The organism is Bacteroides luti, assembly GCF_900128905.1.
In the GTDB taxonomy this organism is placed as follows: Bacteria; Bacteroidota; Bacteroidia; order Bacteroidales; family Bacteroidaceae; genus Bacteroides; species Bacteroides luti.
Genome location: NZ_FQTV01000003.1, coordinates 233613 through 260297 on the forward strand (window position 1 = coordinate 233613; position 26685 = coordinate 260297).

Below are 26685 nucleotides of genomic sequence, written 5' to 3' on the forward strand. Positions count from 1 at the left end.
ACTTAAATATTGCACCGGAAATTCTGAATATCAACCATTAATCTTCCAAATCACTAATTTTTAGGTTTTTAAACTTATTACTACCTTGATTCAATTTTATTAGATTCAAAAAAGATTCACGATTAATGATATCATTTTGCAGTTTTTCAATAAAATGTTCCCGAGTTCCATATCTGAATTTAAAAATATTAGGACCCCAATCCGAACTCACATTTATTATTTCTTTCAACGTTTCATTTATCAAATTTAAGTCTCCAATATATAAAGCAAAATAAAATTTTGTTTTATATACACTCATATGGTCTATAATACTATATGAAGTTGAAAATAAATTATTGATTACTTGCAATAAATCCTTTATTAGAACAATCTTATCAAAAGATGTTTTTATTTTATTCTTTGTACATTCAATCGCTTCTGCATTTTTAGAATCATAGTCTGAAAAAGGAATATTAAATTGCCACCCCTTTTTATCCTTTATTTGTTGTAAGAATAAAGGACCAAGCATACACTCTTCCTCATTGTTACCCCACAGAGAATAACCAACAAAATATGGTCTATATTCCTTACCTTGGTAAGGTAAGGTAATCAACTCAATCCCCAAAACAAAAGGTCCTACAACTTTATATAGTTTGTTAACCTTGTAAGGCGAAAGTTCGGGATAAGCTTCTAGCCAATCTTGTGAAACTTTCTTCTTGATACTTATTGGTATGCTCATAAAATTATTATTAAAGGTGCAACTTTTGTTGAAGTGTTATTAATTGGAAAAGTAATAATTGTTACCAATATACAGTTTTTCTTTTGTCCCTGCAACTTCTTCATCCAATTACTATTATCCCACCCAATAATAACAACGTAACTCACTTGTGCTATTCTTTTTTAGTACCATCTTAATCTTAGAACCATCGTCATTGTAAACAAACGAACCATCTTAAACCCCTTCAATATAATCATGCACGGCGCGCTATAAAAAAGGATGGTCAACTACAAGTAAGCCAACCACCCTTTAATCTGAAAAACCTAACCAAACAGACCTGTTCTACTGAATCAATTATTTTATTATACTATTAACAGTCAATTTTATTTTCCCTTGATAAGGGTTATCTTTCACCAACCATTTACTTCCTTCGTTTGTGAGTATTACCTCTTTAAGTAGATTATCGGCAGGAATACATAGTAAGCCTTTAGCTTGTTTTGCATCAGACGAATAAACTGATAATTCAAGCTTTGACCAGTCCATTTTATCAGTAGATTGCGCAAGAGCAATGTGCGGAATTACCGAACCATCACGAACCAGAATTACAGCAGGGATATGCCCGACTGAAATTTTATTCCATCCACTCTGATAAATCTTTCCCGATTGATAATCTATCCATTTCCCTGAAGGAAGATAAACGTTTCTTTGAGAACCATTTTCCATCAACGGAGCTACCATTATATCATTCCCAAACATATATTGATCTTCTACCAGCCATGCGCCTGGGTCATCGGGGAATTCCACAAACAAAGCACGTACCATTGGTAAGCCTTTCTCTGTACAATTCTTTGCCTGAGCATAAACATAAGGCATTAGTATGTATTTCATCTCGGCCGATTCACGGAAAGCTTTAGTAAAGGATTCATTGTATAACCAAGGTTCTTTAGGAGGTGCACCATGAGCACGACTGTGCGAAGTAAGGAATCCAAATGGCAACCATCGGCGATAAAGTTCTTCCGGCGATTTTTGTACGAACCCACCAATATCATGACTCCAGAAAGAAAATCCGCTTAGTCCCAAAGAAAGTCCGCCGCGAAGTGTTCCTTGCATACCAATATCCGTATTTGCAGCATCGCCGCCCCAATGGATAGGATAACGTTGAGAACCCGCCCATGCACTACGTGCCCAGATTATATGTTCATTGTTTACTTTAGAGGTTACATCGGCCACCGTCTTATTATATCTGAGAGGATAAAGATTATGTTCATAAAGCCCTCCTTTGCCCGATGCATAAAAACCATTTAACGGTGCCGCTTCTCCAAAATCCACTTTAATCGCACCAACACCCATCTTCAGTAATCCTGCCAACTTATCTTGATACCAGGCAACAGTCTGCGGGTTGGAAAAGTCGAGCACCGCATCTTCATACGGCATTCCGCCATTAGCATTCTTTACGTTCATTCCTTTATCAACAATTTCACTGAAATATTTATTTTTAGGTGTGAAGTAAGTCAGCTGCCAAAGTGATATGTGAAACCCATCCTCCCTGAGATCTTTAATCATTTTTTCAGGATTACTGAAACGACTGGGAGCAAACTGATAATCGCATTGCCAATCGGTTTCAAACCATCCCGTATCGAAATGGATTACATCAGCAGGAATTTTATATTTTCTCAGATTCTTTGCAACATCATATCCTTCTGCTTCACTGAAATAAGTAATGCGGCTCATCCATGTTCCAAAGCTCCACAGTGGAGGCATCGGCGATTTTCCTGTCAGACTGGTATATTCGTCAAGAATATCTTTCGGTTCACCAAAGAACACAAATAAATCTAAAGCCTCATCGGCCATAAACAATTTGTTTATACCGGTATAAGTAGCTCCAAAGTCGCAGGTTACCGGAGCGGAAGTATGCATAAACATTCCGTAGCCACGGTTACTCATAAAGAATGGTATAGGTTTGTACATCTGATCTGTTTCCGGACCTTGAGGATCTGTCACAAAAAGATTGACCTTCTGCCCAACTTTATTCAGAGAGGTAAACGATTCGCCACAGCCCACAATCTTTTCTCCGGGAGAAAGTGTAAACACAGGATTTATGCTCCGTGAGTTATCACTTCCTCGTTTTATAAAATTGAAAGGCAGATTTTTCACCTGAGTAGAGTCATTGTCTTTCCAGCGCCAGGTATCTGTTAATTGTTTGCCGGCTGCATCTTTTAAAATTATTCGCCAAGGATTCTCTTCAATTAATATAGAACCATAAATACTTTTATAAAGGTGTCCTCCTTTTACGGCCGAATACTTCCAGCTATTATCCTTTCCAGGAGTTTTAACCAACATTACAGACTCCGCTTCTTTCTGTTCAACCGGAGTAGTAAGCATGCGTATACGCAATGTGCGTGGAGTTACAAATTCAACAGAAAACTTTAACTGCGGATTATTATCGTAAGCTGTTTCAGGAAAATCGAGCATCCGAAGATTTTGCGGTAAAACAGCATTTGTATTAAATGCCTGACGGGTATACAACGTGTTACGTTTCCATTCAATTTTTCCAGATGCCGATACCGGATCAAAATTTGAAAGCTTATCTGCGAAAAAGAATATGTTTGTAAAATCGCCGAAATCTGTACTTACATCCTTCGCCTGATTCATCAGGTAAGAGGAACCGCCATTTATATGAAGTTGGGCAACCGAAACCGGTGAAGATAGAAGCATAAAAAACAGGGCTATCAACCCTACCGACATGTATTTTTTCATTGTTAATATTTTAAGTTAATCAAAGAGAAACAAAAGTATGGGATATATTTTTAATACTTATATATATAATGTTTTGAAAAAGGGGATAATTTGTTTCATATTTATTAAATTAGTCAGCAAAACCAGAAATTTATAAGCTACAAGTGCGTTAATGGTTTTACATTGTTAATAGAGATACAGTTATATTATTGATTTTCAAGCCATATTCATATTTTTGACTTCATAAAGGACAAAGAACAACTAAAAGCATCTAATATTTAATCAGATAAAACCTGAATTATAAAAGAATAAGAAAGAGAAAAAATAATGCAATTTATTGTAAAACCTTTCGGATTAATAGGTGTTTTTATAGTAATATTAAAGAAATATTAATTATATTTGCCATAACAAACTAAATATATTAAGCTATGTTCAACTCATTCGGCAATATTTTCAGATTAAGCAGCTTCGGCGAATCTCATGGTAAAGGAATTGGCGGAGTTATTGACGGCTTTCCGTCAGGAATTAAAATTGATCTGGACTTTGTTCAAAAAGAACTAGACAGACGTAGACCCGGACAATCAAAGATTACAACCGACCGTGACGAATCAGATAAAGTTGAGTTTCTATCGGGTATCTTTCAAGGAAAATCCACAGGGAGTCCTATCGGCTTTATTGTTTGGAATAAAAACCAGCAATCCAAAGATTACGAAAACATAAAAAACATATTTCGTCCGTCACATGCTGACTATACTTATCAGCTAAAATACGGAATTCGCGACTATCGTGGCGGCGGCCGTTCTTCTGCCCGTGAAACAATATCCCGTGTGGTGGCTGGTGCATTAGCCAAGATGGCTTTACATCAGATTGGAATAAACATTACTGCTTACACATCACAAGTAGGACATATTCGTCTGGATGAAGATTATAGCAAGTATGATTTTTCAAAAATAGAAGATACACCAGCCCGTTGTCCAGATCTGGAAAAAGGGAAAGAGATGGTTGACTATATCGCTCAGATAAAAGAAGAGGGAGATACTATAGGCGGAGTAGTAACCTGCGTTATAAAAGGATGTCCTATTGGCCTTGGACAGCCAGTTTTTGGAAAGCTTCATGCAGCGCTTGGGAATGCAATGATGAGCATTAATGCAGCAAAAGCATTTGAGTATGGAGACGGTTTTAAAGGGCTGAAACAAAAAGGTTCTGAACAAAACGATGTTTTCTATAACCACGATGGTGTAATAGAAACCAAAACAAATCATTCCGGAGGCGTACAAGGAGGAATAAGTAACGGGGAAGATATCTATTTCCGTGTTGCATTTAAACCGGTTGCTACTATTCTTATGGAACAGCACACGGTGAACATTAATGGAGTTGACACTACAATGAAAGCAAAAGGAAGACACGATCCATGCGTTCTACCTAGAGCAGTTCCTATTGTAGAAGCAATGGCAGCCATGACAATCCTTGACTATTACCTGATTGATAAAACGACTCAATTATAATCTATAGAAAGGTATAGCTTAATAATGAAACATATACAATCTTACATCACCCTACACGAAACAAGGATGATGAATGAGCTTTTCAGCTTAATACGAATTTCTTCTGTCAGCGCTTTGCCGGAACATAAAGATGATATGCTGGCATGTGCACAAAGATGGAAAGAGCTATTACTGGAAGCGGGAGCTGACAGAGCACAAGTGATGGCTTCTTCCGGTAATCCAATTGTTTACGGAGAAAAGATTGTGAGCCCTGACGTTAAAACGGTATTAGTTTATGCTCATTATGATGTTATGCCTGCAGAACCTCTGGAACTGTGGACTAGCGATCCATTTGAGCCTGAAATACGTGACGGCAAAATCTGGGCAAGAGGTGCAGATGATGATAAAGGGCAAGCTTTTATACAAGTAAAAGCATTTGAATATTTATTAAGTCATCAGCTTCTGAAGAATAATGTGAAATTTATCTTTGAAGGAGAAGAAGAGATTGGCTCTCCAAGTTTGGAACAATTTTGCAAAGATCACAAAGAATTATTGAAAGCCGATGTAATTCTGGTATCAGACACAAGTATGTTGGGAGCCGATCTTCCATCGCTAACTACCGGCCTGAGAGGACTTGCTTACTGGGAGATAGAGGTAACCGGTCCAAACCGCGACCTTCACTCAGGACACTTTGGCGGTGCCGTTGCTAATCCAATCAATGTTCTTTGCGGCATATTGAGCAAGATTATAGACGAGAACGGAAGAATCACTATTCCTCATTTCTATGACGATGTGGAAGCCGTACCCGATGCTGAAAGAACCATGATTGCACAGATACCTTTCGATGAAGAAAAATACAAGAAGTCCATTGGAGTAGAGCAGTTGGCCGGAGAAGCCGGCTATTCCACCCTGGAACGCAACAGCTGTCGTCCGTCATTCGATGTATGCGGTATCTGGGGCGGATATACCGGTGAAGGATCAAAAACAGTTCTGCCATCAAAAGCCTATGCAAAAGTATCTTGCAGACTGGTTCCTCATCAGGATCATCATACAATCAGTGAGTTATTTAAGAATTATATAGAGCAAACTGCTCCGGAAACAGTAAAAGTTAAAGTTACTCCGATGCATGGTGGTCAGGGTTATGTATGCCCTATCTCCCACCCCGCATATCGTGCAGCCGAGAAAGGTTTTGAATTAGCATTTGGTAAGAAACCGCTTGCCGTTCGTCGCGGAGGAAGCATCCCTATCATCTCTACTTTTGAAGAAGTTCTGGGTATCAAAACTATATTAATGGGTTTTGGAGTTGAAGACAATGCGATACATTCTCCAAATGAAAGTTTCTCTCTGGATATATTCCGCAAGGGAATTGAAGCTGTTGCCGAGTTCCACATGGAATATTCAAAATAGAGCCTCTTGTTTATGAAATAAGAGATATATACATTATCAAGTTGTGTTCAGTCAATGAGCACTCACTGTTTCTTCTAACATCTAACAATCTTAAAGTTCTGTACAGAAGATTTAATTCTTTTGTACAGAACAATTAGATCTTCTGTACAAAAGAATGCAATCTTCTGTACAAGAATTCTCAATTCATTCACCAAATAATTAAGATTGCCTGCCTTATACCTCCCAACAATCAATCATTTAGATGGGATTTCATTACGTTATCTGAGAAATGTTTCGTACTTTTGCCACAAATTTGAGTTAATACGTAGTAAAATGAACCTATTAGAACTAAGCGAACAGGAAATAATCAGACGAAACAGTCTGAATGAACTGCGTGCTATGGGCATTGAACCATACCCTGCAGCCGAGTACGTAACCAATGCATTCTCAACCGATATAAAACAGGAATTCGTAGATGACGAAAACGCTGAACCACGAAAAGTATCTGTGGCCGGTCGTATAATGAGCCGTCGTGTAATGGGAAAAGCTTCCTTTATTGAGTTACAAGATTCCAAAGGAAGAATCCAGGTTTATATCACCCGTGATGACATTTGTCCGGGAGAGGATAAAGAATTGTACACCACTGTTTTTAAACGCTTGCTCGATTTAGGTGACTTCATCGGTATTGAAGGATTTGTTTTCAGAACTCAAATGGGCGAAGTAAGTATTCACGCTCAGAAACTTACAGTTCTTTCCAAGTCAATTAAGCCACTTCCAATCGTAAAATACAAAGATGGTGTAGCTTATGATGCTTTTGAAGATCCTGAACTTCGCTATCGCCAACGCTATGTTGACCTTGTTGTTAACGAAGGCGTAAAAGACATATTTATCAAGCGTAATAAAGTATATTCATCTATGCGTGAATACTTTAACGCTAAAGACTATATGGAAGTAGAAACTCCTATTCTGCAATCCATTCCAGGAGGTGCTTCTGCACGTCCGTTCATTACTCACCACAATGCACTCGATATACCTTTATATCTTCGTATCGCTGACGAACTTTATTTGAAACGTCTTATCGTAGGAGGTTTCGAAGGAGTTTACGAGTTCTCAAAGAACTTCCGTAACGAAGGTATGGACCGCACCCACAATCCTGAGTTTACCTGTATGGAAATATACGTTTCTTACAAGGATTATAACTGGATGATGGATTTCACTGAAAAGATGCTTGATAAGATCTGTTTCGATGTAAACGGTACTCATGAAGTGAAAGTTGGTGATAACATAATTAGTTTCAAAGCTCCATTCAAGCGTATTACCATGATAGACTCTATTAAAGAGTTTACAGGTATTGATATTAACGGCATGGGCGAAGACGAACTTCGTGAAGTATGTGCTAAGATTGGTGTGGAAGTAGATGAAACAATGGGTAAAGGAAAGCTCATCGATGAAATATTCGGCGAAAAATGTGAAGGCAACTATATTCAGCCTACATTCATCACTGATTATCCTATTGAGATGTCACCTCTTTGCAAGCGCCACCGTAACAATCCTGAACTTACAGAACGTTTTGAATTGATGGTTAACGGTAAAGAGTTGTGTAACGCATACTCTGAGCTTAACGATCCAATTGATCAGCTTGAGCGTTTCCAGGATCAGCTTAAACTAAGCGAAAAGGGAGATGACGAAGCAATGTTTATTGATAACGACTTTGTACGCTCTTTGGAATATGGTATGCCTCCTACTTCTGGTATGGGTATAGGTATGGACCGTTTAGTTATGTTGATGACCGGACAAACCACTATTCAGGAAGTTTTGTTCTTCCCTCAGATGCGTCCTGAAAAAACAATTAAGAAAGATCCCGCTACTAAATATATGGAATTAGGTGTGCCAGAAGATTGGGTACCTGTAATTCAGAAAGCCGGATACAATCTGGTAGAAGATATGAAAGGCGTAAACCCTCAGAAATTCCAAATGGATATCTGTGGTATTAATAAGAAATATAAGCTGGAATTGAGCAATCCTTCTGTCAACACTGTTACAGAATGGATTAATAAGCTATCATAAGGAATCATGAAATTACCTGGAAAAATAGCAATCATGGGCGGAGGAAGCTGGGCTACAGCTATTGCAAAAATAGTTTTAGCTCAGGATGACAGCATAAACTGGTATATGCGTCGCGACGACCGTATTGCAGATTTTAAACGTTTAGGTCATAATCCGGCATATCTTACCGGAGTAAAATTTGATGTTAAACGGATAAATTTCAGTTCCAACATTAATGATATCGTAAAAGATTCTGATACATTAATTTTTGTAACTCCTTCTCCTTATCTTAAAGTTCATCTGAAAAAGTTGAAAACTAAGCTAAAGGATAAATTCATCATAACAGCCATCAAGGGGATTGTACCGGATGAAAATCTGATTGTATCTGAATATTTGGCTCAAGAATACGGAGTGCCCGAAGAGAACATTGCAGCTCTTGGAGGTCCGTGTCATGCTGAAGAAGTTGCATTGGAACGTCTTTCTTATTTAACTATAGCTTGTCCGGATAAAGATAAAGCACGTATTCTTGCCCGTAAGCTGGCCAGCCAGTATATAAAAACATCTGTAAGTGATGACGTGGCAGGTATTGAATATGGCTCTGTACTTAAAAATGTATATGCCATTGCAGCAGGTATTTGTAGCGGACTGAAGTATGGCGACAACTTTCAGGCGGTGCTCATATCAAATGCAGTTCAGGAAATGAATCGCTTCCTTAACACGGTATATCCTATAAACAGAAGTATTGACGACTCTGCTTATCTGGGAGACCTTCTCGTTACTGCATATTCAAACTTTAGCCGTAACCGCACATTCGGAACAATGATTGGTAGAGGTTATTCTGTGAAAAGTGCACAGATAGAGATGGAGATGATTGCCGAAGGATATTATGGCACAAAATGCATAAAAGAGATAAACAAACATTATCACGTAAATATGCCTATTCTTGATGCTGTTTATAATATTCTATACGAAAGAATCTCTCCTGCTATAGAAATAAAATTATTAACTGATTCATTCAGATAACACACTTACAAATCATGAAAAATATTAGTTTAAACATCGAAAAGACTTTAGGATTTATTTCTAAAGATGCTGTATATGCCTATGAAGCTCAGGCTAAGGCTTGCAGCGAAGCATTACACAACGGTACAGGTAAAGGTAATGATTTCCTAGGTTGGTTAAACCTTCCATCATCTACCAGCAAAGAATTTATTGCCGACATTAAGGCTACAGCACAAATCCTTCGTGACAATTGCGAAGTGGTTGTTATGGCCGGTATTGGTGGTAGTTATCTTGGCTCGCGTGCTGTAATCGAAGCTTTATCAGATAGCTTTGAATTACTTAAAGAAAAGAAAGATAGCCCTGTTATTATCTATGCAGGACATAATATCAGTGAAGATTACCTTTCTGAACTTACTGATTATTTAAAAGGTAAGAAGTTTGGAGTAATCAACATATCTAAATCAGGAACAACAACTGAAACAGCTTTGGCTTTCCGTTTATTGAAAAAACAATGCGAAGACCAGAGAGGTAAAGAAACAGCTCAGAAATGTATCGTTGCAATTACCGATGCAAAAAAAGGTGCTGCAAAAGTTACTGCCGACAAAGAAGGATACAAAACTTATGTAATTCCTGATAATGTGGGCGGACGTTTTTCTGTTCTTACTCCAGTAGGTTTGCTTCCAATCGCTGTGGCAGGTTTCGACATTGAACAGCTAATTGCCGGCGCTGCAAAAATGGAAGAAGTATGTGGATTGAATGTTCCTTTCAGTGAAAATCCTGCTGCAATCTATGCTGCAACACGTAACGAACTTTACAAGAACGGAAAGAAAATTGAAATTCTTGTAAACTACCACCCAAAACTTCATTATGTAATGGAATGGTGGAAACAACTTTACGGAGAATCAGAAGGTAAAGAAAACAAAGGTATTTTCCCTGCTGCTGTAGATTTCTCTACAGATTTACACTCAATGGGTCAATGGATTCAGGAAGGTGAACGCAGCATTTTCGAAACTGTGATCTCTATTGAGACTCCAAACAAGAATCTTACTGTACCATCTGACGAAGCAAACCTTGACGGACTTAATTTCCTTGCAGGAAAACGCGTTGACGAAGTAAACAAGATGGCCGAACTTGGTACACAGATTGCCCACGTAGACGGCGGTGTTCCTAATCTTCACATCAGCATGCCACAACTGAACGAATATTATATCGGTCAGTTATTCTTTTTCTTTGAAAAAGCATGCGGAATCAGCGGTTATATTCTTGGAGTTAATCCATTTAACCAACCAGGTGTTGAAGCTTACAAAAAGAACATGTTTGCTTTGCTAAACAAACCAGGTTACGAAGAAGAATCAAAAGCTATTCAGGCACGCCTGTAAGCTATACAATAAACAAAGAAAAGCCTCAGCACCATTACAGGTCTGAGGCTTTTCTTTTATATCTAATCTTTAAAAATCTTCTTTATTAAATCATTTCTTTTGAAGATCAACGTCGAGTTCACTGCCTTCACATTCCGTTTTGGCCGACAGATAAAACTTCAATGTCATCACATCTTCCTTAACAGCTTGCACTGTTGCCTTAACTTTCACATTGGAAGTAGATACACCATCAATAAATGTCAGTCGGCAAGCTTCTGCATCTGTGAAGTTTATTTCTTCAGATACTTTCTTCTGATCATATTCAGCTAAAGAAATCTTAACTTCTTCATCATTTGATTTTGCATGGAAACTAAATAAATCAGACCCATTACCGATAAGATTGAGAGATAACTCTACAACATCACCTACCTTAACTTTAGGGGTTTCAGCAACAATCGTATCATTTACAGAACAGCTAATAACTTTTATCTCCGGCGACACAGTCGTTTCAGAGGCACAAGAGGATAGTAAAAAAAGTCCAAGAATAAATGGTAAAAATATGTTTTTCATTTATAAATCATTCAAAATCAGTGCTGCAAAAATACACGAATAATCTGAATAACCAAACATTTGAATGTTAATTAAGAACTTCTTCGTATCTTTGCAATCGAATAAATGAACTTACTAACTATGTTTCAAACTGCAATTAGTCGCTATTTAGAGACCCATAAACATCCATCACTTACACTTAAAGCCGTTCTATTTGATATGGACGGAGTATTATACAATTCAATGCCTTATCATGCCGAATCATGGCACAAGATTATGGAAGAACGCGGATTGCATCTTTCTAAAGAAGAAGCCTATCTTCACGAAGGACGTACAGGGTCAGGAACTATCAATATAGTATGCCAGCGTCAGTTTGGTAGAAATGCAACAGAAAAGGAGATTAAAGAGATTTATAAAGCAAAAACTGAAGTATTCAACAGTTATCCTCTGGCATTACCTATGGAAGGGGCTACCGATGTACTGACAAAGGTTAAACGCGATGGTTTATTTCCCATGATAGTAACCGGTTCTGGACAGGCATCATTATTAGGTCGCCTGAATAAAAACTTTCCTGGAGTTTTTAAGCCTGAACTAATGGTTACCGCTTTCGACGTAAAATATGGAAAACCAAATCCGGAACCATATCTTATGGCATTAAATAAAGGAAACCTGAAAGCCAATGAAGCCATTGTTGTTGAAAATGCGCCTCTTGGAGTACAAGCTGCTGCTGCAGCAGGCATATTTACTGTAGCTGTGAACACTGGTCCTTTAGATGATAATATACTTCTTGATGCCGGAGCTAATGTTCTTTTCCCATCTATGCAGGCACTCTGCGATTCATGGGAAAATCTGTTAAAGGAATTCAGTGAAGCGTAAAGTGAATACATCTAATTAGGTAAGTCTATAAATAATAGAGAGTGTTCAAAAGAATATTTTATTATCCCGATAATGCTCTAAAAGGTATCGAAAAAGTGAGGGTAGGCACTTTTTGTGAGGGTAAAGTGAGGGTTCAAAATGCTACCATCACTAAATACATGACTGATTTATAACCTATTGAATGGACCTGGTGAGGGAGTGAGGGATGACTTTAGAAAGATTACTAACGGAGACATCCACCCGGATACACAAATAAATATTCATTGTTCAAAGCTGAAGAATGAACAGTTATCACACAAGTTTTTATATTGAGCCGAAATAATTCAAAGAATAAAAAATAGATGGGGGTTATCCAAAATTGGACAACCCCCATCTATTTGATAAGTGATCCCGGTGGGACTCAAACCCACGACCTTCAGAACCGGAATCTGACGCTCTATTCACTAAGCTACGGAACCTTATTGTGCGGGCAAAAGTACAAAAATAGTTGTGTGTTTCCTAATATTTTTTCTAAAATCCTTTCAAAACCTACTTAAATGATAGCACTACTTATTCCAGGAAAATACATTATCTATCAATTTTTCAGTTAATTTGCTAATTTAGAGAATATAAGAAAGATCTATATATAAGTTGAGTTTATCAAACTATTGAAAAACAATACAATGGAAAACATTAATAACAACTATTATTTTGAAATAAGTATCGCTAATTAAACATACATTTTGCTAATATTATATCAATAAATAATAGCAAATATATAAATATTATGTATATTTGCCGACTATAATTTAGAAATAAACAACCTATGAGCTATCTTATAAAACCAGAAAACTACCAACCATTACTCGATTTACAACAAACCGAGCTTGGAATAAAACAGATTAAAGAGTTCTTCCAACAAAACTTATCGTCAGAATTACGTCTTCGTCGTGTAACAGCCCCTTTATTTGTATTGAAAGGAATGGGAATTAACGATGACTTAAACGGAGTAGAACGTCCTGTATCCTTCCCTATCAAAGAATTAGGAGATAAAGAAGCCGAAGTTGTGCATTCTCTTGCTAAATGGAAAAGAATGACACTTGCTGATTACAGTATAGAACCTGGATATGGTATTTATACAGACATGAATGCAATTCGCTCTGACGAAGAACTTGGCAATTTACATTCATTATATGTAGATCAATGGGATTGGGAACGAGTTATTAACCGTGAAGATCGTAATATTGATTTCTTAAAGGAAATTGTGGGACGTATTTATGCTGCCATGATTCGCACAGAATATATGGTTTTTGAAATGTATCCACAAATCAGACCATGTTTACCTGAAAAGTTATTCTTTATCCACTCTGAAGAACTACGCCAACTTTATCCGAATTTAGATCCTAAAGGCCGCGAAAATGCTATCACCAAAGAACATGGTGCAGTATTTATCTTTGGTATTGGCTGTAAACTTGGTGATGGAAAAGAACACGATCTACGTGCACCGGATTATGATGATTATTCAACTCCAGGTATTAACGGTTTACCAGGATTAAATGGTGACCTTTTGGTATGGAACTATACTTTAGACCGTGCAGTTGAAATATCTTCTATGGGAATCCGTGTTGATAAAGAGGCTCTGCTTAGACAATTAAAAGAGAGTGGCAATGAAGGACGTAAAGATCTTTATTTCCACAAAAGATTGTTAGAAGGAACTCTTCCATTAAGTATTGGCGGTGGCATAGGACAATCACGTCTTTGTATGTTCTACTTACGTAAAGCTCATATCGGAGAAATCCAGGCAAGTATCTGGCCTGCAGATATGAGAAAGGAATGTGAAGAATTGAATATGCCTTTAATCTAATTACGAATGAACGTACAGATTGAAGATAGCTGGAAGAAACATCTTGCACCAGAATTTGAAGCCGACTATTTTAGTCGGCTTACTAATTTTGTACGCGACGAGTATGCACAGTATACTGTTTATCCTCCGGGTAAACTAATTTTCAATGCATTTAATAGCTGCCCGTTTGATAAAGTTAAAGTAGTGATTATCGGACAGGATCCATATCATGAACCAGGTCAGGCTCATGGTTTGTGCTTTTCTGTAAACGATGGGGTTCCTTTTCCTCCCTCATTGCAGAATATTTTTAAGGAAATAGCAAGTGATTTAGGAACTCCTGCTCCTAAAAGCGGTAACCTTACCCGATGGACCGAACAAGGAGTACTGCTAATGAACGCAACTCTTACAGTTAGAGCGCATCAGGCGGGTTCGCATCAAAACAAAGGATGGGAAACATTTACCGATGCTGCGATTCGTCATCTAGCTGAAGAGCGAGAACATCTGGTATTTATTCTTTGGGGTTCTTATGCACAAAAAAAAGGTGCTATGATTGACAGGAATAAACATCTTATTCTTTCGTCAGCTCATCCTTCTCCCCTATCTGCTTATCGTGGATTCTTCGGGAATGGACATTTTAGCAAGACTAACAAATATCTGCTAGAACATGGAATTGAACCAATAAATTGGTAATAGTCTTACTATTGAACCAATATATAGATAAAAAGAAGACCAACAATTTGTGTTATAAATTGTTGGTCTTCTTTTTATTTATATCAGTATTAATACCACTTAATATTTGAAGAGGCACTGCTTCGTTGTTCCCATTTCAAATCTTGCAGCATGCTTGAATTAGCACGTATTGAGAAATTGTAAGAACGATATTTACCAAAAGGAGATAAGCTACAAGTCATGCTCCAACAGTGCAAGTCACGAGATATATTACAAGTTGTCTGTGCTATCTGTTTTGCATCAAAGTCATATGAACCTTGGAAAGAGAAATTCCATTTATCAGAGATCTTAATATTTCCAGAACCACTTAAAGTATGAGTCAGCTTAAACGGATAACGCATTGTTTTTTCATTAATCTTAGCAGCTGTATTTTCTCTGAAATTAAATGAATATGCAAGAGAGAATGACCAAGGCATTTTAAATGGAAGATATCCATCTTGATTTACTTCAGCTTTTTTCTCTTTCTTTTCTGTCTCTCCATCTGTTTTAGCTTCTTTCTTTGGTTTTTCTCCTTCAGGATTATTCGTTCCTTCTTTCTTTTCCTCTTTTTTCCCAAACCACTTTTTCCAGGTGCTATTATCAAAAGTATATGAGAAAGATGAACCCGAGCCCTGGAATCGTCCGAAACGACCATAAGACCATTCTGTTTTATCTCCTACATAAACATTACCGTTTTTATCAAACTGATATGCATAAGTAGCAAACGAAGTATTGAAATTAAATGTATAGCTCTTAGTTAATTTCAAACGCAAACGCATGGATAAATCACTCCAGGGTTTTGTCTTTGCAGCCATATTATATGAGATACTACCGCCTAATTCATCAATCAAACTAACCTTCTTTACTGAGTCATTAGCCGATTTAATTTTCATTTCCACATTATTGGAGACATCAAAGCTAACATTTCCTTGCTTCCCTTTACCCGGAACCCCAAATAATCCGGTTGCATAAGGAGAGTAATCTACTGTTTTCTCATCACCGTAAGCATCAATATATGTATAAGAATCCCAGTATCCATATCTTTTTGCTCCAAAATCAGGTTGAGCACTAAGACTAACAGTTGGAGTTATCACGTGACGGATAGTTTGAATCTTATCACCAAAGATAGCCTTCATTGGTGTATAGAAACCATAGAGTTTAGTACTTATACCAAGGCTCATATTATAATTATAGACACGATTAAAGCCGTAAGTGGTATCCTTTTTAACAGCCTGACTATTGTCATCCCAGGATTGCTTTATCTTATTAGTATACCAGCGTTCGGTATAATTAAAAGAAGGAGTTACATTTAAATATTTAAACAAAGTAAATGTTGCACTGATTGGAATAGAGTGATTCACTGCATTTTCCCAATCTTTCACTAAACTTGATTTAAAGAATTTATCTTCTTTTGTAGTAATGCTATTCTTTAACTGACCGGTATAACTCATTGATATTTTTTCGTACCAACGTTCTGCGCCAACAGCCTTTTTACGTTTAAAAGGAAAAATTCGGCTTAAAGAGATATTTAAATCCGGTAACGTTACAGCCAATGTTGAGTCCTTTGTGCGCTGTGCAATATTAAATGTACTCGACATTGTTAGATTCTGATCCGGGAAGTTACGTGTATAACTAACACTGGAAGTCTTCGTGTTCTGAGAATACAAAGAAGGATCATAATAACTTCCTAAATTAGTCTTCTCATAACTACTTGTCGCAAAGTTAACGCTTGCCGAGAAAGAACTATTAGGACTTGCCTTAGCATCTTGTCTATGAGTCCAGTTTAATTTAAAGTCCTTTGATACAGCATAATCGACATTCTTCTCTCCGGTTTTGGTTACCTGATAATTGGCACTTAAAGAACCTGAATATTTATATCTTTTATTGTAGTTTGTTGCAGTACCAAGCCCCCATGAACCTTTAGTGAATATCTCACCTGTAAGTTTCAAGTCCATATAATCACTGATAGCAAAGTAATACCCACCATCACGAAGATAAAAACCTCGATTCAGCTCGTCTCCGTAAGTAGGCATAATAAAACCTGAAGAATAACTGCTACTAAATGGGAAGAAACCAAAAGGAATCGCTATAGGCAAAGGAACATCTTCTACAACCATATACGCCGGTCCGAAGACTACATTCTTTTTAGGTTTTACTTTTGCGCGTGTTAGTTGTAAATAGAAGTGTGGATGTTCATGGTTATCACAAGTTGTATATTTACCATCTTCCATAAAAAGATCATCACCGGAACTTTTCTTTGCATTGTAGCTGGTTACATATCCCTCTCCTTGTTGTGTTACCACATTTTTTATATAACCACGTTTACTTTTAAAGTTATAATTGATAGATTTTGATTCGTATGGTGTTTCTCCATCTTTAAAGACCGGTGCACCAGTTACTGCTCCTAAAGAGTCTACTTTACCTCTGGCATAGACAGTACTACTATCCATATTCATGGTAATTATCTCAGACTCAAGCTCTATCTTTTCATAATTTACCTTTCCTTTTCCATAAAGGTGAGCAAAACCTCCTTGTGTAAAAACAATGGAATCGGAAGCTTCATAAGTAACAGGAGCATTTAATTCCTGCTTTCTCTTTTTTGACTTTAAAGTATCCTGAGCCAAAGAATCTGCTTTAATTGTATCAGAAGACAACTCTTTCTTCTTTCCTTTCTGAGCATGTACTCCATCAGAAAGTGAAAGAGTAACAGCAACAAACAAGAGCGGAATTATATATGTTTTAGCTTTTAATGACGTCATCAATTATGCATTTACGCTTTAATGGGCAAAAGTAAGCATTCTCTACCAAATATTAACAGCTTTCAGTTTATTTAATTTTTTTTTTGGGATTAAAGAAAAAGATCGCACCATTCATCAAAGCGTTTTAGTCCTTCGGTTCCAAATTTGGCTATTGTTTTTCGGGCAGCCTCCACACTTTTTTCTTGCTCTAAATGAGTTTTTGAAAAAAACTTATCGGCGAAACAAATAACTTGTTCTTCCATAGATACCGGCAATAAATCACGATGTGGAAGTGGTAACTCATTTTTCACTATATCAAGAACTGTAATTCCAGCTCCGGTATGGCGTTCACATACGAGGGCATGACGAGGGTATCCTTCTTTTCTAATTAAATCTGCACCCAGATAACCATGACAAATATAAGGCTCTTTACCAACACAGTCTATGCCATGAGCATTTGTCAGAAAGATTCCAATATCATGTATCATTGCAGCCTCCTCTAAGAACGTCTTATCAAGATTAAGTTCGGGATGACGGGTTGCAATCTGTAAAGCCTTATCAGCAACCGATCGGCTATGAGTTAGTAAAATATCAAGCTGCCTTCCAGGAGTATAATATTTATTAATAATTTCTATTGGATTCATTATCATCTTAATACTTGTTTATTCGATTGAAATAAATAATTTTGTGCAATATTACTAAATTTAAGCGTAACAAACATGAATGTACACGAGTTTTTAAGCAATACTATTTTAAATATCAGCATTGAGAAATTGATTTCTTTTTTTATTAAAGCTTTGCTGATCTACGGGGTGACACAAGTTGCCGTTTCTTTTACCAAATATTTGTTCAGACGTTCACAGAAAAGGAAAAAACTTGCAATCCTGGATCAAACTACTTCAAGCTTTATTCAACGACTGATTGTTTATACTCTTTATATCATAGGTATGGCAATCTTCCTCTCTTTGATTCCAGGGATGGAGAAAGTTAGTAGCTCTATTCTTGCCGGTGCCGGAATCATGGCAATGGCTGTTGGTTTTGCTTCACAAGAAGCTTTATCAAATTTTGTCAGTGGATTGTTTATTGTCTTTGGAAAGCCTTTCCGAATTGGTGATTCAATTATGATTGACAGTGTAGTAAACGGAACAGTAGCCGAAATCACTCTTCGCCATACTATTATAAAGAGTCTAGACAATAGAATGATTATTATTCCAAACAGTAAAATCAACTCCAGTACAATTGTTAATTCTACTATCGGAGAACAAGACACATGCAGTTTTATTGAAGTAGGAGTCTCTTATGATACAAACCTTGACAAGGCGATCAATGTAATGAGAGATGAAATAATGCATCATCCATTGTTGATTGACCGCCGCACTCCAGAGGAAAAACAGGGCAACACGCCGCAAGTTGTTATTCGTGTAATTGCACTTGGCGATTCGGCCATCACACTAAAAGCATGGGCTTGGGCGGCAAATGCAGGAAATGCTTTCGTTTTAAAATGTGACTTACTAAAATCAATTAAAGAACGTTTTGACAAAGAAAACATCGAAATACCTTATCCATATAACAATGTCATAGTTAAGAAATAACTCTTTTTCTATGAATAAACCCTAATATTATGATAAAACAAAGACAATTTAAGAGCCTGGCAGTGCTGTTGCTTCTTTGCATGGCAAACTGCATAAATGCATCTAGTGAGAGAAGTTCTTTAAAACCAGCTGAATCGGTTTCAACTTCCTCAAAGGAGGTTAAGGTTGGGGCAGAGCAGATGGATAAAATATTACCAATACTTAAAAACAAACGGGTAGCATTGGTAGTTAATCATACTTCAATAGTAAACAAAAAAGGAACTCACCTTTTGGATACCTTGATTGCTTGCGGAATTAATATCAAAAAAGTCTTTGCTCCAGAGCATGGTTTTCGCGGAAATGCTGATGCCGGAGAAAAAGTAAAGGATGGAAAAGATAGTAAGACAGGAATACAGATTATTTCTCTGTATGGAAAAAACAGAAAACCAACCTCCGAACAGATGGCCGATGTAGACGTTGTGCTTTTTGATATACAAGATGTAGGAGCACGATTCTATACTTACATTAGCACCATGCACTATGTAATGGAAGCATGTGCTGAAAACGGAAAGAAATTAATTATTACCGACCGTCCTAATCCCTGCGATTATATAGACGGACCAATAATGAAATCGGGCTTACAATCTTTTGTGGGCATGCACCTTATTCCACTGCTTCACGGATGTACGGTTGGAGAACTTGCACAAATGATCAATGGTGAAGGATGGCTGGGGGGTAAAAAGAAATGTTTGCTAACAGTTATAAAGATTAAAAACTGGAAACACGGACAACCATACTCATTACCGGTAAAGCCTTCTCCTAATCTTGCAAACGATCATGCTATCAGCTTATATCCTTCTCTTTGTCTTTTCGAGGCTACTGATATAAGTGTGGGACGTGGAACCTATTTTCCATTTGAAGTACTAGGTGCACCGGATAAAAAATATGGCGAATTTACTTTTACCCCAAAAAGCCTTCCTGGTTTTGAAAAGAATCCAATGCACAAAGATCAGCTTTGCTATGGTTTAGATCTTAGAAAAGCTCAAGTTCCAAAAGGTTTTTCACTTAAGTATATATTACAGTTTTATAAACTATCAGGTCAAGGTGCTGACTTTTTTACCCGTCCTCGTTGGTTTGACCAGTTAATAGGAGATTCATCTGTAAGGAAAGAAATTATTGAAGGGAAAAGCGAAACTGAAATAAGAGCCGGATGGCAACAAGGGTTAGCCAAATACAAAAAGATGCGTGCTAAGTATTTGCTTTATACAGAATAATATCGATTAGCGGAAATAGTAATACTGGAACAGTGATGAGAGTCTTTTCATCACTGTTTTTTTATTCATAAAGAATTAGACTTCACAAGAGTAAACAGTTTTTCGCTAATATTGTTATCTATAAAGTAATGTACATTAAAAGCTTTATGAATATGAAAAATATAGCATTAATTGGAGCTAGTGGATTTGTAGGTTCTGCCTTACTAAAAGAGGCTTTAAACAGAGGACACAAAGTAACAGCAATTGTTCGTAATCCGGAGAAAATAACTTTGACTCATCCTAATCTTTCCATAATAGGAGGAGATGTAAGAGATGCCGCCACAGTGGAAGAACTGGTAAAAGGTATGGATGCTGTAATTAGCGCTTATAATCCGGGATGGACAAATCCAGAACTACACTCAGACACTTTAAAAGCATATTCGGCCATTCTTGAAGGTTGCAAGAAAGCAGGAATAAAAAGATTACAAATAGTGGGTGGAGCTGGAAGTTTATTTATTAAGGGTGTACGTCTTTTAGATATGGGTGTTATTGAAGAAACAATATTGCCGGGAGTAAAGGCATTGGCTCAGGTTCTGTACACGCTTCAGGAAAATGAAAAAGAGATAGACTGGGTATTCTTCTCTCCTGCTGCAAATATCGCTCCCGGAAAACGGACCGGTAAATTCCATCTTGGAAAAGATGATTTGATTACTGACAATAAGGGTGAAAGTTACATTTCTGTAGAAGACTATGCTTTAGCAATGATTGATGAACTAGAGAATCCGAAACATCACTTTGAACGTTTTACCATAGGGTATTAACCTCGAAAAGCGGCTTTATTATTTACTTTTCAAAGCCGCTTCATCTTTTTTTCTCTTTTTCCAAAGCTGCCATGAATTAATTGTGTTTTGCCACAAAATATATGAGGCCGGACCTACTGAAGCCACCGGACCAAGGTATACTTGTGCCATCCAAATTGCAAGGATTGTATTTTTCTGTCCAAGAGCCTGCCCACCAGAAATACGGTTTTTATAATGGCCGCCAATATTCTTTCCAATAAAGAACTGCAAACAACAAACAACAAGCGCGGATACTGCAATCAATATTTCGTTTGTAAAATTAGGATTTTCCTGATTAACCAGAAATGCAACAGTCTTTCCTACGGCTACTGCCAGGGCAACAGTCCAAAGATAAAAGGAAGCCATAGGCATACTTAGCATTTTGCTATATATTCCGGGAAGCTTTGACTGAATAATCCAGGCTAGAATAAATGGAAAAATGAGCAATGGCATCACTTGTTTACATATATAGAAAAAGGATGTGAAAAATGGAAGTGAACTATTGGTTCCCATTAACGAGAATATTACCGGAGCCGCCATTGCAACAACAACATTGGATAATAATGTGTAGGCAGTGAGGCTGGAAACACTTCCTCCCAGCATACCGGTTATAACAGCTGCAGAAGTTGCCGAGGGGGCAAGCATACAAATCATAGCTCCTTCGCCAACAATTGGGTTGAAAGCTGCTATAGATACATAGATTAATATACTTCCTATTAATTGAATCAGAATAAGCCAGAAATGAAGTCGTTCAAATCTTAGCTCATGAGGCGAAACCTTAATAAATGTAAAAAGGAGCATTACAAAAATAAGCGCAGGAGAGAGTGGAGCCAATAAGGAAAAGAACTGATATCCAAGCGCACCAACAAGCATGGCTATAGGCAATGCCCAATTCTTTAGGAACTTCAACATGATCATCTTCTTTATAATTCGAGATGCAAAGTAACGGCTAAATAAATAAATATGCTACCTTTGCCGCGATTTTTTATTTTAATTTTATTTTAAATGAAAGAAAACAAGTTAACGACACGACATGCTGCACGATGGAAGCAGTTCAATCACAAGTCGTATGCTGTATTCTGTAGTTTGAAGAAAGAAGTCAATATTGGTGTTCTGGCAGTAACAACACTTGCCTTTGCCAATATAGATTGTGTTTCGGCTCAATCTGAGACTTCCAAACAAATTAAAGAATACAAGCTCGACGAGGTTGAAGTGACTGGCAGCCGTGTACCGCTCACCTTAGGCGAAGCGGCGAGAATTGTTACTGTACTTTCGCGCGAGGATATTCAAGCGGCGGCGGTACAAAGTATTAATGATCTGTTAGAGTATGCCGCAGGCGTAGATGTCCGCCAGCGGGGAGATCTGGGTATCCAGAGTGACATCAGCATCCGAGGAGGTACTTTCGACCAAATCACCATTCTTCTCAACGGGGCAAATATCAATAGTCCCCAAACCGGCCACAACACAGCCGACTTTCCTGTAGACATGAACGATATTGAACGTATAGAAATTCTTGAAGGCCCGGCCGCAAGAGTATACGGAACTTCCGCTTTTACCGGAGCTATCAATATTGTGACCAGAAGTGACAAGCAAAGCCATGCAGCTATCAACTTATCAACTGGTCAGTATGGCTTATTTAATGGAGGTGTTCGTGGAAACTACTCGAAAGGAAAATTAAGCAATCAGCTTTCTACCGGATACAGTCGCTCCGACGGATATATAGCCAACAGCGACTTCAGTGCTTCGCGCGCTTTCTATCAGGGAGAGTATTCCGGTGAAGAAGTCAATGTACGTTGGCAAACGGGAATAAGCGACAAAAGGTACGGGGCAAACACATTCTACTCTGCTGCTTATCCTAATCAGTACGAGCACATGCGCAAGTATTTTGTCTCCGTTCAGGCCGAAACGAAAGGAAAACTTCACTTCACTCCTATTATTTACTGGAATCGTGGACACGACCGCTTTGAATTGTTCCGGGATAACCCTGCTTCGTGGTACACCGGACATAATTATCATCAGACGGATGTTTATGGTACTAATCTGAATGCTTACTTTAATTCCGTAATAGGAAAAACAGCCTTCGGCACTGAGTTTCGCAACGAAGGTGTGCTAAGTAATGTTCTGGGTAAACTGATGGACGAACCAATAAAGGTTCCGGGAGAAGGTAATCATTATTTCACCAAAAAGGATAACCGGACAAGCATCAGTTACTATTTAGAACATGATGTTCTATTACCACGTTTCACCTTGTCTATTGGGTTAATGGCAACCATGAATACCGGACTTGATAATAAGTTTCGTTATTATCCTGGTGTAGATGCATCTTATCGTTTAACCGATAAGGTGAAGTTTTACACCTCATGGAACATGGCATTGCGCATGCCTACCTTTACCGATCTCTATTATGAAAGTAAAACGAATCAGGGAAATCCGAACCTGAAGCCGGAAGAAACTCAGGCATTCGAAGTTGGATCAAAATATTCGTCACCTGTATTGCAGGCATCCGTTTGCGGTTATTACCGAAAAGGAAAGAACATGATAGATTGGGTGAAGTATTCTGCCGAAGATAAATGGCATACGGTTAATCATACCAAACTAGATAATATGGGAATTGAGGCCTCTGCAAATCTTAATTTTTACGAGTTATTTGGTAATACGAGTTATTTAAAGAAAGCAACAATTAGCTATTCATATATAAATCAAACCAAAGAAATTGGCGAAGTGTATAAATCAAATTATGCTTTAGATTATCTGAAACATAAATTTGTGGTAAGACTAGACCATCGTATTTGGCAGAAATTAGACGCAAGCTGGGCATTCCGCTGGCAAAGTCGCGAGGGAAGTTATACAAAGTATGTAGATCTGAAACCTACAGCCGAAATACCTTATCCGTCGTTTTGCCTACTCGACCTGAAGCTGTCATGGAATGCAAAAAACTATTCCCTTTTTGCCGAAGCAAACAATCTGTTGAATCGTGAATATTATGATTTGGGGAATATACCTCAACCCGGTTTCTGGGGAAAGGTAGGTGTAAGTTACCGGATAAACTTCAGATAATTCACTATTACTAAGATAATGAAACCCGAATACTTCTTTAAAAGAGGTAGGGTATAAATATATAAGGTGTAGACTTAAAAAATATAAAGTCTACACCTTATCTCATTTAAGTATAGATCTTAAATAAATAACAATACGGGAAATTAACTAGTATACCTTATTATATATATTAATCTAGCCGTTCGCATCATTTATTCTGTTTTAAACATTACCAAAACTTCATTTCCTGGTTAACTAATACCGAGGGGAGCTAACTGCTTAAAAAAGACAAAACTTGAATGTAAATAATGAGTTTTCAGAAAAAATGCATTACATTTGTATTTTATTGTGCAGAAATGAAAAAAAGTATCATTTATACCCTTACTACAATCACTTGCATCTGGTTTGCAACAATTGGATGTTTACCGGCACTCGGGAAGGATTTTGTATTAGTTCTTGATGCTGGTCACGGAGGTCATGATCCCGGAGCAATTGGTGATATTTCCCGCGAAAAAGATATTAATCTGAACATCGTTTTAAAAGTCGGTCAGCTAGTGCAGCAAAACTGTAATGACGTAAAAGTTATCTATACCCGGAAAACGGATGTATTTATCCCCTTAAATCAGCGAACAGAGATTGCTAATAATGCTGGTGCCGATTTATTTATTTCCGTTCATACAAATTCTGCACCGGCAAAATCAGCCAGAGGTACCGAAACCTTTTCTTTAGGACTTTCCCGTTCAAGTGCAAATCTTGAAGTTGCTAAACGCGAAAACTCCGTAATTCTTCTGGAAGATGACTATAAGCAAAGATATGCCGGATTTGATCCCAATTCATCGGAATCATATATCATGTTCGAGTTTATTCAGGATAAACACATGGAGCAAAGTGTTGGTTTGGCTACATTAATCCAGAAACAATATAAATCTAGTATCGGCCGACCAGACCGCGGAGTTCACCAGGATATCTTTCTTGTTTTGAAAACCAGTGCCATGCCTAGCGTACTTACTGAAGTAGGTTTTATTTCGAATCCTGAAGAAGAGCAATATTTAAATACCGAAGAAGGAGCAAATGCATTAGCCAGATCAATATTCAATGCTTTTCTTCAATACAAGCAAAAGCATGACATCCGCAAGTCTAAAGGAAGAGTTACATATCAGGTAGACAACGAAGTTAAAACAGAAGAAAAGAATTCTGCACCTCAAACTCTCGCTGAGAAATCCGATTCAACAAATGAAAAAGTAAAAGAGGTTCCTGCTGTAAAAAGAAAAAAAGAGAATATCACTACTAAAAAAGAAGAAAAAAAGAACAATCATTCAACAGAAAACGGAATTGTATTTAAAATACAAATACTAACTTCGAACCAAAAACTTAAAATAACCGATAAACGGTTCAAAGATTTAACTCCGGTAGACTATTTCTGTGAAAGTGGAATATATAAATACACATACGGGGCTTCAGAAAACTACAACGAAGTTCTTAAAACGAAAAGAGAAATAGCCGGTCAATTTAAAGACGCATTTATCATCGCATTCAAGGATGGCGAGAAAATGAATATAAATACTGCTATAGCAGAATTTAAGAAGAATAGAAAATAATCAAGAATAAAAATAAATCAAGATGAGATACTTTACTAAAGAGGTTAAAATAGGAATTGCTGGAATTATCAGTCTATGCATGCTTGTATATGGCATTAATTACCTCAAAGGCATTGATATGTTCAAACCCACAAGTTACTTTTATGTTAAATACAAAGATATTCAGGGATTAGCGAAATCAAGTCCTGTATTTGCTGATGGTTTCCGTATCGGAACCGTAAGAGAGATCTATTATGATTACAATCGCCCCGGTAATGTTACCGTAGAAGTAGAATTGGATAAAGATATGAGAATACCAAAAGGAACTCATGCAGAACTTGTTACAGAGATGCTCGGTACAGTAAAAATGAATCTGATTCTGGCTGTTAATCCAAACGAAGCTTACGCAATTGGTGATACTATTCCGGGAACCGTTAATAATGGTCTGATGGAAGCTGTAACCAAAACTATTATGCCTCAGTTTGAAAGAATGCTCCCTAAGCTGGATTCTATCATGACATCACTCAATAAAATAGCAGCCGACCCAAATATTCCGGCTACTCTTAAGTCTGTCAGAAAAACGGCCGACAACCTTGCAGATGCCACAACAGAACTTCGCTCAATTATGAAGAAGGATGTACCACAGATGACGAAGAAGATAAATACTATTGGTGATAATTTTGTAGCAATCAGCGGAGATCTCAGAAGTATTAATTATGCTTCAACATTCAACAAGATAGACTCTACTATGGCTAATGTTAAGATGGTAACAGATAAGCTCAACAGGAAAGATAATTCACTAGGGTTGCTACTTAATGATGCTTCACTATATAATAATTTATCTAATACAGGCGCCAATGCATCGCTATTATTAGAAGACTTGAAAAGTAATCCTAAACGTTATGTACACTTCTCAATTTTTGGCAAAAAATAAACTTTTCAAAAAGCATAAAATAGATTTTGTCTAAATAGTGCTCTAATTATTTATATAAAAGAAAAGCTATTAA

At 37.3% G+C, this 26685-nt stretch carries 20 protein-coding genes and 1 tRNA gene; 14 read left to right on the plus strand and 7 right to left on the minus strand.

From position 1 onward, the window contains the following. Window positions 1-37 precede the first annotated feature (37 nt). Together BUC21_RS04255 and BUC21_RS04260 are read right to left on the minus strand one after the other, a co-directional pair. Window positions 38-718, minus strand: a complete 681-nt coding sequence (locus tag BUC21_RS04255; RefSeq protein WP_073399528.1) for a hypothetical protein — start codon at window positions 716-718, stop codon at window positions 38-40. Window positions 719-1051: 333 nt separating this feature from the next. Beyond that, window positions 1052-3454, minus strand: coding sequence for a glycoside hydrolase family 31 protein (locus tag BUC21_RS04260; RefSeq protein WP_394332748.1), 2403 nt, complete (start codon window positions 3452-3454; stop codon window positions 1052-1054). 407 nt (window positions 3455-3861) lie between these two features. On the opposite strand from BUC21_RS04260, the gene aroC reads away from it, so the two are divergent. From aroC to BUC21_RS04285, 5 genes are all read left to right on the plus strand, one after another. Beyond that, complete coding sequence (gene aroC, locus BUC21_RS04265; protein WP_073399530.1) at window positions 3862-4938, plus strand: chorismate synthase; 1077 nt, start codon at window positions 3862-3864, stop codon at window positions 4936-4938. Between the two features lie 24 nt (window positions 4939-4962). Then, the gene (locus tag BUC21_RS04270; protein WP_073399532.1) at window positions 4963-6324 is read left to right on the plus strand and encodes a dipeptidase; all 1362 of its coding nucleotides are present in this window, start codon (window positions 4963-4965) and stop codon (window positions 6322-6324) included. Window positions 6325-6636: 312 nt separating this feature from the next. Further along, complete coding sequence (gene lysS, locus BUC21_RS04275; RefSeq protein WP_073399534.1) at window positions 6637-8370, plus strand: lysine--tRNA ligase; 1734 nt, start codon at window positions 6637-6639, stop codon at window positions 8368-8370. A 6-nt stretch (window positions 8371-8376) separates the two neighbouring features. Continuing rightward, a complete protein-coding gene (locus tag BUC21_RS04280) occupies window positions 8377-9372 on the plus strand; it encodes an NAD(P)H-dependent glycerol-3-phosphate dehydrogenase (RefSeq protein ID WP_073399536.1) in 996 nt (331 codons plus the stop codon). A gap of 14 nt (window positions 9373-9386) precedes the next feature. Further along, window positions 9387-10730, plus strand: a complete 1344-nt coding sequence (locus BUC21_RS04285; RefSeq protein ID WP_073399539.1) for a glucose-6-phosphate isomerase — start codon at window positions 9387-9389, stop codon at window positions 10728-10730. Window positions 10731-10820: 90 nt separating this feature from the next. Here the strand turns inward: BUC21_RS04285 and BUC21_RS04290 are convergent, their stop codons facing one another. After that, a complete protein-coding gene (locus BUC21_RS04290) occupies window positions 10821-11279 on the minus strand; it encodes a DUF5035 family protein (RefSeq protein WP_073399541.1) in 459 nt (152 codons plus the stop codon). Window positions 11280-11399: 120 nt separating this feature from the next. Here BUC21_RS04290 and BUC21_RS04295 point away from each other — a divergent pair, with 120 nt between their 5' ends. Next, entirely contained in the window at window positions 11400-12134 is a 735-nt protein-coding gene (locus BUC21_RS04295) for an inorganic diphosphatase (protein WP_073399544.1), read from the plus strand. A gap of 385 nt (window positions 12135-12519) precedes the next feature. On the opposite strand, the gene BUC21_RS04300 is transcribed toward BUC21_RS04295, so the two are convergent. Next, a tRNA-Arg gene (locus tag BUC21_RS04300) sits at window positions 12520-12592 on the minus strand. A 347-nt stretch (window positions 12593-12939) separates the two neighbouring features. Between BUC21_RS04300 and asnA the strand changes: the two genes are divergently transcribed. Together asnA and ung are read left to right on the plus strand one after the other, a co-directional pair. Further along, window positions 12940-13977: an aspartate--ammonia ligase gene (asnA, locus tag BUC21_RS04305; RefSeq protein ID WP_073399546.1), complete on the plus strand. Its 1038-nt coding sequence runs from the start codon at window positions 12940-12942 to the stop codon at window positions 13975-13977. A gap of 6 nt (window positions 13978-13983) precedes the next feature. After that, window positions 13984-14646, plus strand: coding sequence for a uracil-DNA glycosylase (gene ung / locus BUC21_RS04310; RefSeq protein ID WP_073399548.1), 663 nt, complete (start codon window positions 13984-13986; stop codon window positions 14644-14646). 89 nt (window positions 14647-14735) lie between these two features. On the opposite strand, the gene BUC21_RS04315 is transcribed toward ung, so the two are convergent. Both BUC21_RS04315 and BUC21_RS04320 read right to left on the minus strand, forming a co-directional pair. Beyond that, window positions 14736-17423: a putative LPS assembly protein LptD gene (locus BUC21_RS04315; RefSeq protein WP_073399550.1), complete on the minus strand. Its 2688-nt coding sequence runs from the start codon at window positions 17421-17423 to the stop codon at window positions 14736-14738. An 89-nt stretch (window positions 17424-17512) separates the two neighbouring features. Continuing rightward, the gene (locus tag BUC21_RS04320; protein WP_073399649.1) at window positions 17513-18046 is read right to left on the minus strand and encodes an HD domain-containing protein; all 534 of its coding nucleotides are present in this window, start codon (window positions 18044-18046) and stop codon (window positions 17513-17515) included. Between the two features lie 75 nt (window positions 18047-18121). On the opposite strand from BUC21_RS04320, the gene BUC21_RS04325 reads away from it, so the two are divergent. From BUC21_RS04325 to BUC21_RS04335, 3 genes are all read left to right on the plus strand, one after another. Continuing rightward, window positions 18122-18994, plus strand: a complete 873-nt coding sequence (locus tag BUC21_RS04325) for a mechanosensitive ion channel family protein (protein WP_073399552.1) — start codon at window positions 18122-18124, stop codon at window positions 18992-18994. An 80-nt stretch (window positions 18995-19074) separates the two neighbouring features. Next, window positions 19075-20247, plus strand: coding sequence for an exo-beta-N-acetylmuramidase NamZ family protein (locus tag BUC21_RS04330; protein WP_083547593.1), 1173 nt, complete (start codon window positions 19075-19077; stop codon window positions 20245-20247). A gap of 152 nt (window positions 20248-20399) precedes the next feature. Then, window positions 20400-21047, plus strand: coding sequence for an NAD(P)-dependent oxidoreductase (locus tag BUC21_RS04335; protein ID WP_073399653.1), 648 nt, complete (start codon window positions 20400-20402; stop codon window positions 21045-21047). Between the two features lie 18 nt (window positions 21048-21065). Here the strand turns inward: BUC21_RS04335 and BUC21_RS04340 are convergent, their stop codons facing one another. Then, the gene (locus tag BUC21_RS04340) at window positions 21066-21977 is read right to left on the minus strand and encodes a bile acid:sodium symporter family protein (RefSeq protein ID WP_073399554.1); all 912 of its coding nucleotides are present in this window, start codon (window positions 21975-21977) and stop codon (window positions 21066-21068) included. Window positions 21978-22070: 93 nt separating this feature from the next. Between BUC21_RS04340 and BUC21_RS04345 the strand changes: the two genes are divergently transcribed. From BUC21_RS04345 to BUC21_RS04355, 3 genes are all read left to right on the plus strand, one after another. After that, a complete protein-coding gene (locus BUC21_RS04345) occupies window positions 22071-24122 on the plus strand; it encodes a TonB-dependent receptor plug domain-containing protein (RefSeq protein ID WP_073399556.1) in 2052 nt (683 codons plus the stop codon). Window positions 24123-24409: 287 nt separating this feature from the next. Then, a complete protein-coding gene (locus BUC21_RS04350; RefSeq protein ID WP_073399558.1) occupies window positions 24410-25699 on the plus strand; it encodes an N-acetylmuramoyl-L-alanine amidase family protein in 1290 nt (429 codons plus the stop codon). Window positions 25700-25721: 22 nt separating this feature from the next. Continuing rightward, entirely contained in the window at window positions 25722-26612 is an 891-nt protein-coding gene (locus tag BUC21_RS04355) for an MlaD family protein (protein WP_073399561.1), read from the plus strand. Window positions 26613-26685 lie beyond the last annotated feature (73 nt).